A 13,864-nucleotide genomic window follows, 5' to 3' on the forward strand; every position below is an offset into this window, starting at 1 on the left:
TTTACGGCAATTATTGTTATTGTTTTGCCACTACAAACTAAGACGAATGGTAAGAAAAAATCCGCCATTAAATTTAAAAAATAAATCAGCATTTTATTTTTTAAATTTAATGTTCATTAACCGCACGGGGCATAAAGCTTGTAATGTAAAGGCGAAGTGTACTACAGTTTTTTTCATTACAAATACCTCACCAGGTACTGATTATTCATTTTAAAAACTTTAACTTTTTAATTAATAAGTAAAAAATGGCAATTTGGACTGTATTTTTAATCGTTTAAAAATACAAGTAAACGCGCTAACAATAAAAATAATCAAGGCAAAAACAAATTAGCATGGCAAGTCAAAAAAATAATTTATTTAAAAAAAATAAAAAATATTTATGGAGGAAAATAAAAAGTCACTCGTCTTTGTTCAGTGTATGGCCAAAAACTATACACAAGGAATATGTGCATTTGCCGCTTTGTTTACCAATTTATGTGCTGGTTTTTAGCTTATTCACCACCGAGGTAAAAGCGAGCCCTGTAAACGATAAAGCAGTGTTTAATATTCCCAGACAAAGGGCCGATTTATCGCTAATAAATTTTGCCGAGCAAGCCGATATTACTTTGCTTTTTCCGCTGGATAAAATTCAGCAGTTACAAACAAATACTATTGCTGGCGAGTATTCAATAATAAACGCATTACAGATTTTACTCGATGGCACAGGTTTGCAACCGCATGTTAGCGAAGATGGGCAAATATCTATTTTAATAGATCCAAGCTTCGAGAGAACTGACAACATGGCTAACTATAAAAAAAATGGCGTGTCGAGTGCTGTACTAGCTGTACTAAGCACAATGGCAACGCTCCCTGCAGTAGCAGAGACAGCAGCACAAGAACCAGAAATAATTGAAGTACGCGGAATTAGAGGCTCGCTTGGCCGAGCTATGGATGCCAAAAGAGAAGCGGGTGGCGTGGTTGACTCCATTTCAGCTGAAGATATTGGTAAATTTCCTGACACAAATTTAGCTGAGTCTTTACAGCGTATTACAGGGGTTTCAATAGACCGTTCAGGCGGTGAAGGGCAGCTCATTACAGTACGTGGGTTTGGCCCTCAGTTTAATACAGTGCTTGTAAATGGACGCCAAATGGCCTCTGAAAATCAAAGCCGTGCGTTTAGTTTTGATACCATTGCATCAGAGCTGGTTAAAAGCTTAGACGTATTTAAAACCTCAACAGCCACAAAGCAGTCAGGTGGTATTGGTTCAACAGTCAATGTAAATACAGCGCGCCCATTTGCTATTAATGGCTTTAAAGTTGCGGGCAGTGTTAAGGGTATTTACGATGAAAATAGTGAAGAAACTACACCTGAGATATCTGGGTTAATCAGCAATACATTTAATGATGACACACTGGGTGTGTTATTTGCTGTTTCTCGCCAAGAGCGCGAAACACGCTTAAACCAGGCGCAGGTAGATGGCTGGTTAGAAAATGTAGGCGTCCCAAACCCGCAAACTCAAAGCGGGCAAGCATACACCGGTAATATTTTTTCGCCGCGTAACTATGATCATAAAGTTACTACAGAAACACGTACACGTACTAATGCAAATTTAGTTATACAGTATGCACCCTCAGATGATTTAGTCATAACAGCTGATGGGCTTTATTCTGATTTCGATGTAGAAGCAGACACCACGTCATACGGGCATTGGTTTACAGCGCCAAACATAGAAGGCTTTGGCGGGGCTGCAGGCCCAACCGTAGACGAAAATGGCACAGTGGTTGATTTATATCAAGAGGTAGGCCTTGCTACCGATATGCATGCTAAAAAGTTTGATCGCTTAACAAGCTCTAGCGCATTAGGTTTAAACTTTGATTGGCATGTAAACGATAATTTAAATATGAAATTTGATTTAAGCCACTCAAAGGCTGAGCGTGAGGCTAATAACGGTGGTGGCGATCAGCTGTCCTTGATTGGCTATGCTAACCGAGTTCGATTTGAAGTAGATGGCGGCATACTTCCTTACGCAAGTGAGTTTGCCTCTGCTAATCCCAATATTTACAGCGGTCAGCAAGAGCTTGACGGTGTTGCCTATAACCCTGCTGTTACGCCCGATGGCGTATCAAACCATTTAGATACCGCCAATAGCCGAGCACATGTAATGCTACGCCGTGGTTGGGCTGTAGAAGATACCGTGGATCAATTTCGCTGGGATAACATTTGGTATAACGATGGCACCTCTGGCCTAGTTTCGGTCAAATTTGGCGCTATGTATTCAACAGAAACTAAAAACCTTGATCGTTGGGACAACGAAGGTGTTGGTATTCACTGTACTTTTTGTGGTTACCCGGATGATCCAAGTATGGATGGCTTAGCGCAATTCGTATTTGACGCAGGGGATGACTTTTTAGGTGATGTAAGCGGCAGCGGTCGAATGCCAACGTCATGGCTTGCACACGATGGCGAGGCAAACTTTGCGTACCTTGAGCAAATAGCTGCGGCGAATGGTCAGCCTATTAGTTTTGACGCAGTTAAACGTAATAAGTCGTTTGAGATCACTGAAGATACGTTCTCGTTTTATACAGAGTTCGACTTTGAAGCTGAACTTGCAGGCATGCCTTTATACGCAACAGCGGGCTTTAGATACGAAAGCACTGATGTAAAAGTAAAGGGCACAGATGAGCCGGTTAGTGCATTAACCATTTTAGATAAAACAGAAATGCTCGCTAACTTTGGCGCTGTAGAAAATATCTCAGCAAGTTCAGATTACGAAGCGATTTTACCTAACTTTAGTGTAAAGCTTGAAATAAACGATGAGCTAATAGCACGTGCTGCGGTATCACAAACAATTACACGGCCAACACTCGACAGTATGTCGCCTGTAACAGTAATTGAAACAACTCGCCAAGGCGGCAATTTAACATCGAGTTCTGGTAACCCAGCGCTTGAGCCATTTACCTCTGATAATTTAGATTTATCATTAGAGTGGTATTACGCTGATGCCAGTTATTTATCTGCGGGTTACTTTAGAAAAAATGTTGCTAACTTCATTATTAATACGACCGAAGACTTAACCTTTGAGTTGTCTGATGGCGGATTGTTAACTGACCCCTCTACAGGTAACGATGTAGACAACCCTGATGCTGGCGACTCAACGGCTGTATTCACTAATACATTGCCCAATAATAGCGAATCGGCGATTGTTGATGGCTGGGAAGTCGCCTTACAACATAGTTTTGATAGTGGCTTTGGCTTTATGGTTAATGCAACATTTGTAGACAGCGATGCAGAGTTAGACTCTGCAGATATAACTCAAGTTTTTGCATTAACAGGCTTAAGCGACTCTTATAATGTGGTTGGCTTTTATGAGAATGGGCCATTTCAAGCGCGTTTAGCTTATAACTGGCGCGATAGCTTTGTACAGTCACTAACACAGCTAAATGGCGATGGTGTAACCATTGTAGAAGATTACGCACAACTTGATGCTAGCGGCAGCTATGACATTACCGAAAATGTATCGGTATTTTTTGAAGGTATTAACTTAACCGAAGAATACGTGCACAAACGTGGTCGTTTTACTAATCAATTATTGTTGGTTGAAGATAGCGGACGACGTTTTGCGTTAGGTATTCGCGGTAGTTTTTAACTTTAATTAATAAAGTGGCTTTTACATTTAGTAATAGCCACTTTTTAACTATGCCTTTATAGGTAACAAGTATGAACCAGCAAAATAAAAAAATAAAAACAGTGGTTGTCGTTGGTGGTGGTATAGCGGGCTGGCTAACAGCCGGACGATTAGCGGCGCACCACAAAAGTAATACCCCGGATGGCCTTAATGTTGTTCTCGTTGAGTCTCCAAATGTACCAATTATAGGTGTTGGGGAAGGTACTTGGCCTACCATGCGCAGTACATTAATAGCACTTGGTATTAGCGAAACTGATTTTATACGCGAGTGTGAAGCAAGCTTTAAGCAAGGAGCAAAATTTGCCAAGTGGGTGGATGGCTCCGAGGATGATTTTTATTATCACCCATTAGTTTTGCCACAGGGCTTTTCAAAAACAGATATGGCTGGCCACTGGTTAAATAACACCGCTGAGTCAACGTCTTTTTCAAACGCAGTGTGTTACCAAGAAGCTATTTGTGAGCAAGGACTTGCCCCTAAAACTATTCGCACACCAGAATACGCAGCTATAGCCAACTATGCCTACCACTTAGACTCTGCAAAATTTGCCGTTTTTTTACAAAAACATTGCACGCAGGAACTTGGTGTTAAACATATTTTGGCTGATGTAACACAGGTTAATAGTGCTAAAAATGGCGATATTGCAAGCGTTACCACAAAGCAACAAGGTGAAATTAGCGGTGATTTATTTGTTGATTGCACCGGCTTTTCTTCATTGTTATTAGGCGAGCATTATAAGGTTCCTTTTAAGCCGTGCGATGACGTGCTATTCATTGATACCGCCTTAGCAGTGCAAGTCCCTTATGAGAATGAAGATGAGCGTATTGCATCCCACACAATCTCAACAGCGCAAGAAGCAGGTTGGATATGGGATATAGGATTACAGCACCGCCGTGGTGTAGGTTATGTGTATTCGAGTAAATATAGTAGCGAAGCTCAAGCACGAGAAAATCTCAAAGCGTATGTTGGCGATAAAATAGAGTCGTTAACAATTAGAAAAATCCCTATTAAAAGCGGCCACCGCTCACACTTTTGGCAAAATAACTGTGTTGCGGTTGGGCTTTCAGCTGGTTTTTTAGAGCCGCTTGAAGCCTCTGCATTGGTATTAGTAGAAATGTCAGCGCAAATGATAAGCGAACAACTCCCCCAGACCCGCGATATTATGGATATTACCGCCAAACGCTTTAACGAGACATTTACCTATAGGTGGGAAAAAATAATCGACTTTTTAAAACTGCATTATATTTTATCAAACCGTGACGATAACGCATTTTGGCGTGATAACAGAGACCCAAAAACGATTCCTCAAAGCTTACAAGATCTAATGAAGTTGTGGCAATACCGCGCTCCTGCTGATCACGACTTTACAAGTAATAATGAGGTGTTTCCAGCGGCCAGTTATCAATATGTTTTATACGGCATGGGCTTTAAAAGTGATTACAGCACAACTGCCTATATGCTTAAAGACACTGTTTTCGCTAAAAGTCAGTTTGATAAAAATAAGAGTATGATAAATCAAGCAGTCACTAACTTACCTAGTAACCGAGAGCTGCTTAATAAAATTAAGCACCATGGTTTTAGTGCTATCTAGCTTAAAAAATTACACATAAAAACAATAAAGAGACACGCATGGAAAATTTAGTCGCATTAGAGCAAAGTGCTCATCAGCATATAAAAATAGATACACAAAAAGCACAATCACACGCTAAAAATCTTAATATGATCCCCGTAGTTATGGCGGAGCTTAGCCAAATTGCCGTTCAGCAGCCTATAGTTTTTGCAAAAAATTCAGAAACAGGCGAGTTTACACTCAATGCTTTATTAGGCTTTGAGCAACATGAGAACTTGTTTTATCAGCAATCACAGTGGCAGGGCGTATATTTACCGCTTCAGTTACAGCGTCAGCCATTTTTTGTTGGTGATACGCATTCGCAGCAGACGCAATACCCTGTGTGTATTAATTTAAACAGCCCTGCAGTAGTTGATAACTCTGCGCAAAGCGAAAATAATTTAGAACCAATTTATACCCAAAGCGCAGAAGAAAGTGGCTATTTTAAACAAATAAAGCAGTGTTTAGGGCATTTACTACAAGGCGAAATAGATAATAAAAAGTTAATTGATGCGTTGTTAAAGTATGAACTACTACAGCCATTATCGCTTGAAGTAACGTTTGAAAATAACAAAAAAACAAAGTTAAACGGCCTATACACTATTAATCAAGAAAAGCTCTCACAACTTAATAGTGATCAAATTACGCTTTTACATCAAAGTGCTTTATTACCTGCCATTTATACAGTAATAACCTCACTTGGTCAGATATACCCATTAATAGAGCGTAAAAATGCGGTGCTTAATTTAGCCGATGATTGATTTTACACTTAACAAAAATATGGTGTTACACATACACACTGTAGGGGAGGAAAAAAACCCAATAATTGTTATTGATGATTTTGTTAATAATGTAGATGCGCTAATTAATTTTGCTGTGTTTTCTCAAAATACGAGGGAAACATTTTACGCACAAGAAAGTGATTTTTATCCAGGAGTAAGAAAAGCAGCACCGCTTAGTTATATAGAGCAGTTAAAAGCACTGTCGCCAATTATTAATTCACACTTTAATATGGCAGATAAAAGCGAGTTTGATGTAATACTTTCTGCCTTTTCAATTGCATGCACTGAACCTGATAAACTCAGGCCAATACAAATGCTTCCCCATTTTGACACACCTAATATGAACCAACTTGCTATGGTGCATTTTTTATGTGATGAAACACATGGGGGTACTTCATTTTATAAACATAAAGCCCTGGGGTATGAACGCATAACAAAAGAGCGACTTATCCCTTATAGGCAAGCTATAAAGCAACAAGCCATGGCACAAAAGCTTCATAAAAACCCACATTATATAAATGGCAGCACAGCTTTGTTTGAGCAAATTTTCAGTGTAGAGGCAAAGCTAAATCGGGTTGTTATATATCCAAGCAACTTATTGCATTCTGGTAATATAAATGCGGCTAACGATTATGCTCGCGATCCAATTAATGGGCGTTTAACTATTAGTAGCTTTGTGGTTTTGTGCTGACTATTAATGTGTTGTTTGCAGCGGGTAGGCGCTAATTCATATGATTATAAATTGATTTTTATAAATGGTTTTTAGAAATCATATATCTTAAAGTTATAAAAGGGGATTTATTGCCACCTCTTTTATAAAATAAAACACTTTAAATTTACCTAAAATGTTAACAAAAAGGTGACAAAGATAAAATAACATTCTATTGTAAAGTTGGCTGTGTATTTTTTGTTCTTCTTAGAGTGAGTGTAAAAAATTAAGCTCTACTAAGTTGTATCTTTTCGCAATAAATATACATTTGTAATCTACCTAATTATTTTAATTTATAGGGATAATTTATGAAAAACATTTTAGTTATTACATTAACAGCAACAGTACTTTTAGGCTGTTCAGCAACAAGCAACATCTCACTGAAAGAAAAAGACCAAGCATATGCAAAGTACTTGTCTGAAGAAAACCTAGCAGGTGAAGATAAAATTAATAGCTTTAGGTTCAAAGGTTGGAAACCACTATCTGATAAATTTTTAATTATTTCGGCGGCACATAAGAAAGATTATTTGATTGAGACTCAGGGTACTTGCCATGATCTTAATGAATCACATGGAATTGAGTTAAACCGCTTTTCTAATTTTGTTATACATAAGGAAGGGGATTCAATTTCTACCATTGAACAACCTACAAAAAAATGTTTTATAAAATCGATTTACCCACTTACTGCTGGCCAAACAGAGCATTTAGAAAGTATTGGAAATCCTATCCAAAGTTGAATTTAATAACAACAATAATAGTTGACCTTTTAAGGTCAACTATTATTTAAGAAACGTTGAATAAACGCATTTTTAGTTCTAGATTTAAAATCAAAGCCATGCCAGGTTAATGTTACACCTCGTAAATACCTAAATCATAAACTCTTCAAAGTACTCTTTTTGTAATTCTATAGTCAGTGCTTTAGGGCGAATACCTTGTACTAAGCTGTACACTTCATCTTTTGTGTAACCTGCTGAATTTAAAATAAGCGCAGCAACCAACCCTGTGCGGCCAGTGCCGCCTTTGCAATGTATGGCAATGATTTGTTTTTGCTGTATGGCTTGTAGTATATCTGTTTTGTGGGTGTTCCAACTTGATGTAAAAGGCTGTTTGGGTGCTTCGTCGTCATTTATTGGTAAATGAAACCAGGTTATATCGTGCTTTTTGCACTCACTATTAATTGTTTGTACGTTGTTTTTTTCAAGCTCCTTTTGCGGCATAAGCGATAACAGCATGTGAGTGCCAGCGGCTTTTAATGTAGCGATTGAATCTGCTAGGTTTTGTGTTTTTGTACCAGGGCAAGGCGTAAAAATAATATTTGCGCCGTTATTGAGTGATAAAACATCGTATGGGTGCGCGCTCATGGTAAGTCCTTTATTTTTAATAAATTTACTTTTATACGCTCACTATAGCGTGTTTTAGTTACAAGTTTAAGATTGAATAATAAGCACAAATGCTAGATACTGTTTTTATATACAGTTGTGGCGGTATTATGAAAAAAGAATTACCAGCAAAATACTATTTAGCGCATTTTAGAGAACTTATTGAGTTTGTAACAAGTAAATGTATGCATTTACTTGAGCCTAAACATAGTGAATTTATTAGTAAAATTAACCAACTAGATGAGCAAAGCCAATGCATGTTGGCGCGTGTGTATTCGCGCAAACCTTATTTAGTGCAGGCGCAATCGCTTAATTATGAAGAAATAACTTCGCCGCATCAGGCTATTTATACGCTAAAAACAGCGGGTATTTTATATGAGCCAAACGCACAGCATTACAAGCAGCTTATAGCGCATTTAACCAAGCCCATACTGGTGGAGTTACTCAGTAATTACAGTGAGCAAGTAAGCTTTAAGAAAAGCGCAGCTAAAGGGGAGTTGGTCACTATTGCGTGTCAGTTTTTTAGTGAGCGCGCAGATGATTTAGCCCCTTTATATAGCCAATATGTGATAAATAACCGTGAAGATTATTACGAGTATTTTGAGTTTTTATTTGCAGGGCGCTTAAGTAGTGGCGATGTAAACCATCAAAACCGCTTTGTTATGCGCGATTTAGGGTTAACCGCTACCCGCGAAGGGCACAGCGAGAGCTTATCGCGCTTTAATACACTCGCTGAGGCGCAATCTAATTACGTTTTAAATCGTTACCGTTTAGCATTCAAAAACATTGGCAAAACAGCCGGTAATACAAAAGATGAAACCTTGGATGACAAAGCCCCTTACACCGAGCTTGCGCATTTAGTATTAGCGCAACCGGCGCATGGCGCACAAGCGCACGACATTAAAAACAAACTGCTGGTTAGGCTGTATAAACAACTTAAAATTACCGATAGCGAACTTGCCTTTAGCTTACTTGAAGGCTGCACCGATTACGCCGAAGCACAAGAAATTCAAATAAGAGAGCAATACCGCCTAGGTAATAAAGCGTGGGTAAAAGCGCAGCTAGAGCAAATTATAGAAAACCCGCTCACCGACGATTTACTGTACTTTGCTGATGACTTTTTAATGCGTAAGTTTAATAAACAAACGCGTTCGCGCTTAAGCACTATGCTGGCCGACACCCAGTGTGTGCTTGAAATTGACGAAATTTACCGAGGCGATGTAGAGCAAGGTGTAAATGAGTATTACAGTGCAAAAGGGTTAACGGTTTTTAATACCGAAAACACCTTATGGCAAAGCTTGTTTGGCTTAGTATTTTGGCACGAGTTATTTATTGAGTCGCCTTACCCGCCGTGTAATGAATTTGATATTTACCCGCAAGTTTTACAGCTTGGTAATTTTTATGAAGCACAAAGCACGCAAATTGACGCACGTTTAAAAAGCTGTAGCACTAATCAGGCGCTGCTTAATTTGGTATGTAAGCATGCCGCACAGTATTTTGAGCAGCCCAATGGTTTATTTAGATGGCGCAGCAATTTATTAGAGCCACTAGAGGCACTTATTTTAAACAGCCCGCTTGAAGCGTTAATTGCGCACTTAACGGCTATGAGCAAACACTACTTACAGCTAAAAGACGGTTATCCCGATTTAATGGTTATTAATAATGGCCAAGTACATTTTGAAGAGGTAAAAGCCCCAGGCGATAAGCTTAGGCGCAACCAACTTACCACTATTGATAATTTAAAAAATGTAGGCTTTACGGTACATATTGCCGCAGTTAAATGGTTTGTAGACCCTAATCGTGTTTACAGCGTGGTTGATATAGAAACCACGGGCAGCTTAAAAGGTGGTAACCGCATTACCGAAATTGGCATAGTTAAAGTACAGCACGGTAAAGTAATAGATACCTGGACGACACTTATTAATCCGCAGCGCCATATCCCAAGCTTTATTACTAAATTGACCGGCATAAGCGATGGCATGGTTTACAACGCGCCTGTATTTGCCGATATAGCACAGCCACTACTAGATAAACTTGCAGGCAGTATTTTTGTAGCCCATAACGTGAACTTTGATTACGGTTTTATAAAAAAAGAATGCGAGGTTGCAGGGCACTTTTTTAAAATGCCAAAAATGTGCACCGTGGTTGAATCGCGCAGAGCGTTTAAAGGGCTAAAGTCGTATTCGCTTGGTAACCTTAGCGCGCATTTTAATTTAAATTTAACCAGCCATCACCGCGCATTGGCCGATGCTACCGCCACTGCCGAGCTGTTATTGCTGATCCAAAACAGTGAAACGCTAACGCAGTAAACGAGTAATTTATATTTAAGGGTATGAAACTTAAGTAATTAAGTAACGTTATTATAATTTTTTAATTATTTTTGGAATAAAGTGTTTTTGTAAATCGTCTTCTTTATGTCAATCCGACAAACTAGAGGACAAAACAATGACTAAATTAAATAAAATTGTAAGCGTAATGATGTTAAGCGGTGTGTGTACTTTTACAGGTGCAGTGCATGCCGCTGATATTGAACTATCTCAGTCAACGTCGGCGCAGCAACAAACATCTACATCTATTACGCTTTCACAAAATGGTTTAACAGCCAGTGGTAGCAACGAGTCAAACGTATCTAACGATACACAAGTAACGGCTGATGATTCGCAAGCTACAGATTCAACGGCAAATAATACACAAACTCCAGCGCAAGAAAGCAGTGAGGCCGCAGAGCCTGCAAATACATTAGTTGCATCTGCCAGCTCATCTTTAAATAATGCATTAAATGCATCGGCCTCGTCTTTAAATGCCACAGCCAATTCCACAAGCAATACCACAGCCAATACAGCGCTCGATGCAACAACGCAGTTAACCTCATCGGCGGGTAATTTAACAACCGCAGTGAGCCAGTCGTCATTACTTTCTGTTACCTCTGAGCAAGGTGCTCAGCCAGACACCACAGATACACCTGCCGATGCCTCTTTACTTTCAAATGTAAGTAGCGCTACCGATTCAGTTACACAAGCTGATGCAACAAATGCGCTCAATGCGGGTGAGCTTACAAACCAATTAGCAATTACTAATACGGCTGCAAACTCAGTGAGCTCTGCACTGCAAGTGGGTGATGCAATTAATACCAGTAATGAAGTAGTAAACAATGTTCAGCAATCTTTAATTGCCAGTGTGCAAGACAGTACGGTTAGTAGCTTACAAAGTACGGTACAGCAAAGTGTTAGTGGGCAGGTGAGTGCAGCGGTCACTGATCAAATTAGTAACGATGTAGCACTTAGCACCGCAAGTGAAGTAGTAACCAACATTACTAACGATTTAGACCTAGGCCTTTAATACGCCAAGTGCTTGCACAAATGCCGAATGGGGAAACCTATTCGGCCTGTTGGAGAATAAATATGAAAGCAGTTATAACCGCCACATTGTGTGTTTTTAGTGCCCAAGCGGTGCTTGCACAAACTAACCACATTAAAACAGCTGAGCAAAATAAGCCCTTTAAAAGTAGCTTTGAGCTAAATGCAGATGCAGAAGTTGGAGTATTAAGTAACTCGGCGCTCTCTGTTCAGGAGCTTGACGATATTTCGTCGCAAAGCGACAGCGGCATAAAAACCGCAGCCGGTGTTAATGCAAAATGGCAAGTAACCAAAAGCGCTAAATTAACTTCAAGCTATAGGTTTGAACAACAAGACTACGATGAGTTTGATCAATACGATTTAGACCTGCATCAATATGGTTTAGATGGCAGCTACAGCTTTAATAGCCATGAGCTAGGGGTTCGTTACGATGGTGCAAAAGCAAATGTAGATGGCGAACCATTTTTACATTTTAATCAAGCCAGTGCCTACTATGGCCATTTTTTAAACCCGCATACGTATTTGCGTATGAGTGTAAAAATCAAAGCTAAACGTTTTGCTACTGCAAAAGCACGTAATGCCGACGGTGTAGGTGGCGATGTAGCGCTTTATCATTTTATAAATAATGGGCAAACCATGCTAATGGCAGCGCTAAGTGCCAATAAAGAAAACGCCGACGACAACCAATACGACTTTAACGGCTACGGCTTTACTACTAAAGTTACGCACAAATTTACGGCCTTTAATGTAGCGAATAAAGTGGGCGCAGGCTGGCGTTATCAAAATAAAGATTATGATGAGCAAACAGCGGATGATTTTTTTGAGCTAATACCGTCGCGAGATGAGCACCGAAATGTAGTTAATGCGTTTTATAACCTAGCTTTATTTGAGCACGTAACACTCATAGCCGAGGCTGAATATGGCGATTATCAATCAAAGCTTAGTAGCAATACCTATACGCAATCGGTTTTATCGGCGTCAGTTAAAGTGCACTTTTAGGTGGGTAAATGGCACCATAACCAAAGGTGGTGTCTTTGCCTTGCTCGCCTAAATCGATGGCCAGCGATGTAAGCTCGTTAAGTGCTTTGGTTTTATTATTACCATGCTTTACCAATAAACAACTTAATGCCGCGCTTACATGCGGCGCCGCCATTGACGTACCCGACTCCCTCCCAAATTTTCCATTGCCTTGGCTTGTAACAACACTTACACCAAGGGCTGCAAAGTCTATGTAATCACCTTTATTTGACCATCTATAAATTTGGTTTGTTGCATCAATAGCACTTACCGCTATCACGCTTTTATACGCACCTGGGTATAACGGCTGCGACGCCGGCCCTTGGTTACCTGCAGCAGCTACAATCAACACGTTTTGTTTTATTGCTGCAGTAATACTTGCTTCTAAAACTGCGTTATTTGGCCCTGTTAGGCTCATATTAATTACGGGTATTTTATTACTTACTAACCAGTTAAGTGCTTCTACTATGGCAAATAATGTAGCCCCTTGTGCATATTCAGATTGCCTATAAAACACTTCGGCACTGTAAAGCTTGGCACTGCCTAAAAGCGGGCTAAGTTTTGCGCCTTTACCTGTAATAAGCCCTGCAATGGCGGTGCCGTGTAAATTTGGCGAGCTTAACCCTTGTGGTAAAAAGCTTTGCGTAGTGATATTTGTACCTTCAAAAGCACTGTGTTTGGTATTAATGGCGCTGTCGATCATGCCAATTTTTACGCTTTGTGTGCAGTAAGGGGCAATAGAGTTATTTGGTGTTACTTTTGCGGTAGGCTCGCCAGTTTGCGCTTGGTATATGTGGTTTCGGTCAAGTATTGCAGACTCATCTAAGTTAAGCGCTTTTAATAACTCACTTTTAGAATTAACACCTTGGGGCACGTTAAAGCGCACTAAGCTCATGTTAAGTGCGTTGTAATTTTTTACCGATACAATAGTCACATTTTGCTGCTGTAGGGTATTAAGTTGTTGGCTATTTGCCATTAATAACCATTGGCGCTCTATTGCTCTAAAGCCGTTTTCTAGCTCTACTTCAACAAATGCGGTGTTTTGGCTATTTATATTAATGTTAAGCACATTGGGTAAACTGCTAATTGGCTCACTAATTTGCGCTTTTAGTTCATCAATCGAAACTTGTGGTACAGGCACCGGAAGCGGCAGGCGTTGTGCGCGCTCTATTGTTTGTTCAATACGCTGCTCTATTGGGTTTAACTGCCCAAGCACTTGATCGACTCTCACTATATTGGCAGAACTCGTTGCGCTAAATATGCAAATCGAAGCGGCTATGATGTGTTTAACGCGGACTTTTTTCATGTTCATAGTGGGTTACTTTTATTAAATTTATTATGCTGGTTAG

General features: G+C 39.7%; 10 protein-coding genes. 8 read left to right on the plus strand and 2 right to left on the minus strand.

The features are described 5' to 3' along the window. The first annotated feature begins 332 nt into the window (after window positions 1-332). The 5 genes from MTF67_RS08875 to MTF67_RS08895 all read left to right on the plus strand — a co-directional run bounded on the left by MTF67_RS08875 (window position 333) and on the right by MTF67_RS08895 (window position 7,500). Window positions 333-3,626: a TonB-dependent receptor gene (locus tag MTF67_RS08875; RefSeq protein ID WP_248519310.1), complete on the plus strand. Its 3,294-nt coding sequence runs from the start codon at window positions 333-335 to the stop codon at window positions 3,624-3,626. 71 nt (window positions 3,627-3,697) lie between these two features. Then, the gene (locus MTF67_RS08880; RefSeq protein WP_248519311.1) at window positions 3,698-5,254 is read left to right on the plus strand and encodes a tryptophan halogenase family protein; all 1,557 of its coding nucleotides are present in this window, start codon (window positions 3,698-3,700) and stop codon (window positions 5,252-5,254) included. Window positions 5,255-5,292: 38 nt separating this feature from the next. After that, complete coding sequence (locus MTF67_RS08885) at window positions 5,293-6,033, plus strand: SapC family protein (RefSeq protein WP_058429470.1); 741 nt, start codon at window positions 5,293-5,295, stop codon at window positions 6,031-6,033. Next, entirely contained in the window at window positions 6,026-6,745 is a 720-nt protein-coding gene (locus MTF67_RS08890) for a DUF6445 family protein (RefSeq protein WP_248519312.1), read from the plus strand. Before MTF67_RS08885 ends, MTF67_RS08890 begins: the two co-directional genes overlap by 8 nt. A gap of 326 nt (window positions 6,746-7,071) precedes the next feature. Beyond that, the gene (locus MTF67_RS08895; protein ID WP_039038097.1) at window positions 7,072-7,500 is read left to right on the plus strand and encodes a DUF6491 family protein; all 429 of its coding nucleotides are present in this window, start codon (window positions 7,072-7,074) and stop codon (window positions 7,498-7,500) included. 129 nt (window positions 7,501-7,629) lie between these two features. On the opposite strand, the gene MTF67_RS08900 is transcribed toward MTF67_RS08895, so the two are convergent. Beyond that, window positions 7,630-8,124 (minus strand): dual specificity protein phosphatase family protein, encoded by a 495-nt coding sequence (locus MTF67_RS08900; RefSeq protein ID WP_248519313.1) that lies wholly within the window; start codon window positions 8,122-8,124, stop codon window positions 7,630-7,632. Between the two features lie 89 nt (window positions 8,125-8,213). Between MTF67_RS08900 and MTF67_RS08905 the strand changes: the two genes are divergently transcribed. From MTF67_RS08905 to MTF67_RS08915, 3 genes are all read left to right on the plus strand, one after another. Then, on the plus strand, window positions 8,214-10,451 hold the full coding sequence (locus MTF67_RS08905) for an exonuclease domain-containing protein (RefSeq protein WP_248519314.1): 2,238 nt from the start codon (window positions 8,214-8,216) through the stop codon (window positions 10,449-10,451). Window positions 10,452-10,587: 136 nt separating this feature from the next. Then, window positions 10,588-11,481, plus strand: coding sequence for a hypothetical protein (locus MTF67_RS08910; RefSeq protein WP_248519315.1), 894 nt, complete (start codon window positions 10,588-10,590; stop codon window positions 11,479-11,481). Window positions 11,482-11,543: 62 nt separating this feature from the next. Then, window positions 11,544-12,497, plus strand: coding sequence for a hypothetical protein (locus MTF67_RS08915; protein WP_248519316.1), 954 nt, complete (start codon window positions 11,544-11,546; stop codon window positions 12,495-12,497). Here the strand turns inward: MTF67_RS08915 and MTF67_RS08920 are convergent. After that, window positions 12,481-13,827 carry a S8 family serine peptidase gene (locus MTF67_RS08920; protein ID WP_248519317.1) on the minus strand — a complete coding sequence of 449 codons (1,347 nt, stop codon included), beginning with the start codon at window positions 13,825-13,827 and terminating at the stop codon, window positions 12,481-12,483. The genes MTF67_RS08915 and MTF67_RS08920 overlap by 17 nt on opposite strands. Between the last annotated feature and the right edge of the window lie 37 nt (window positions 13,828-13,864).

Origin of the sequence: Pseudoalteromonas sp. 2CM32C, assembly GCF_023161925.1 — a bacterium.
GTDB classification, from domain to species: Bacteria; Pseudomonadota; Gammaproteobacteria; order Enterobacterales; family Alteromonadaceae; genus Pseudoalteromonas; species Pseudoalteromonas marina.

What these genes read in the sequence shown, in the direction of transcription:
- MTF67_RS08915 (WP_248519316.1), top strand. Translation starts at nt 11,544, where the DNA reads ATGAAAGCAGTTATAACCGCCACATTGTGTGTTTTTAGTGCCCAAGCG.
- MTF67_RS08890 (WP_248519312.1), top strand. Translation starts at nt 6,026, where the DNA reads ATGATTGATTTTACACTTAACAAAAATATGGTGTTACACATACACACT.
- MTF67_RS08905 (WP_248519314.1), top strand. Translation starts at nt 8,214, where the DNA reads ATGCTAGATACTGTTTTTATATACAGTTGTGGCGGTATTATGAAAAAA.
- MTF67_RS08875 (WP_248519310.1), top strand. Translation starts at nt 333, where the DNA reads ATGGCAAGTCAAAAAAATAATTTATTTAAAAAAAATAAAAAATATTTA.
- MTF67_RS08880 (WP_248519311.1), top strand. Translation starts at nt 3,698, where the DNA reads ATGAACCAGCAAAATAAAAAAATAAAAACAGTGGTTGTCGTTGGTGGT.
- MTF67_RS08920 (WP_248519317.1), bottom strand. Translation starts at nt 13,827, where the DNA reads ATGAACATGAAAAAAGTCCGCGTTAAACACATCATAGCCGCTTCGATT.
- MTF67_RS08910 (WP_248519315.1), top strand. Translation starts at nt 10,588, where the DNA reads ATGACTAAATTAAATAAAATTGTAAGCGTAATGATGTTAAGCGGTGTG.
- MTF67_RS08900 (WP_248519313.1), bottom strand. Translation starts at nt 8,124, where the DNA reads ATGAGCGCGCACCCATACGATGTTTTATCACTCAATAACGGCGCAAAT.
- MTF67_RS08895 (WP_039038097.1), top strand. Translation starts at nt 7,072, where the DNA reads ATGAAAAACATTTTAGTTATTACATTAACAGCAACAGTACTTTTAGGC.
- MTF67_RS08885 (WP_058429470.1), top strand. Translation starts at nt 5,293, where the DNA reads ATGGAAAATTTAGTCGCATTAGAGCAAAGTGCTCATCAGCATATAAAA.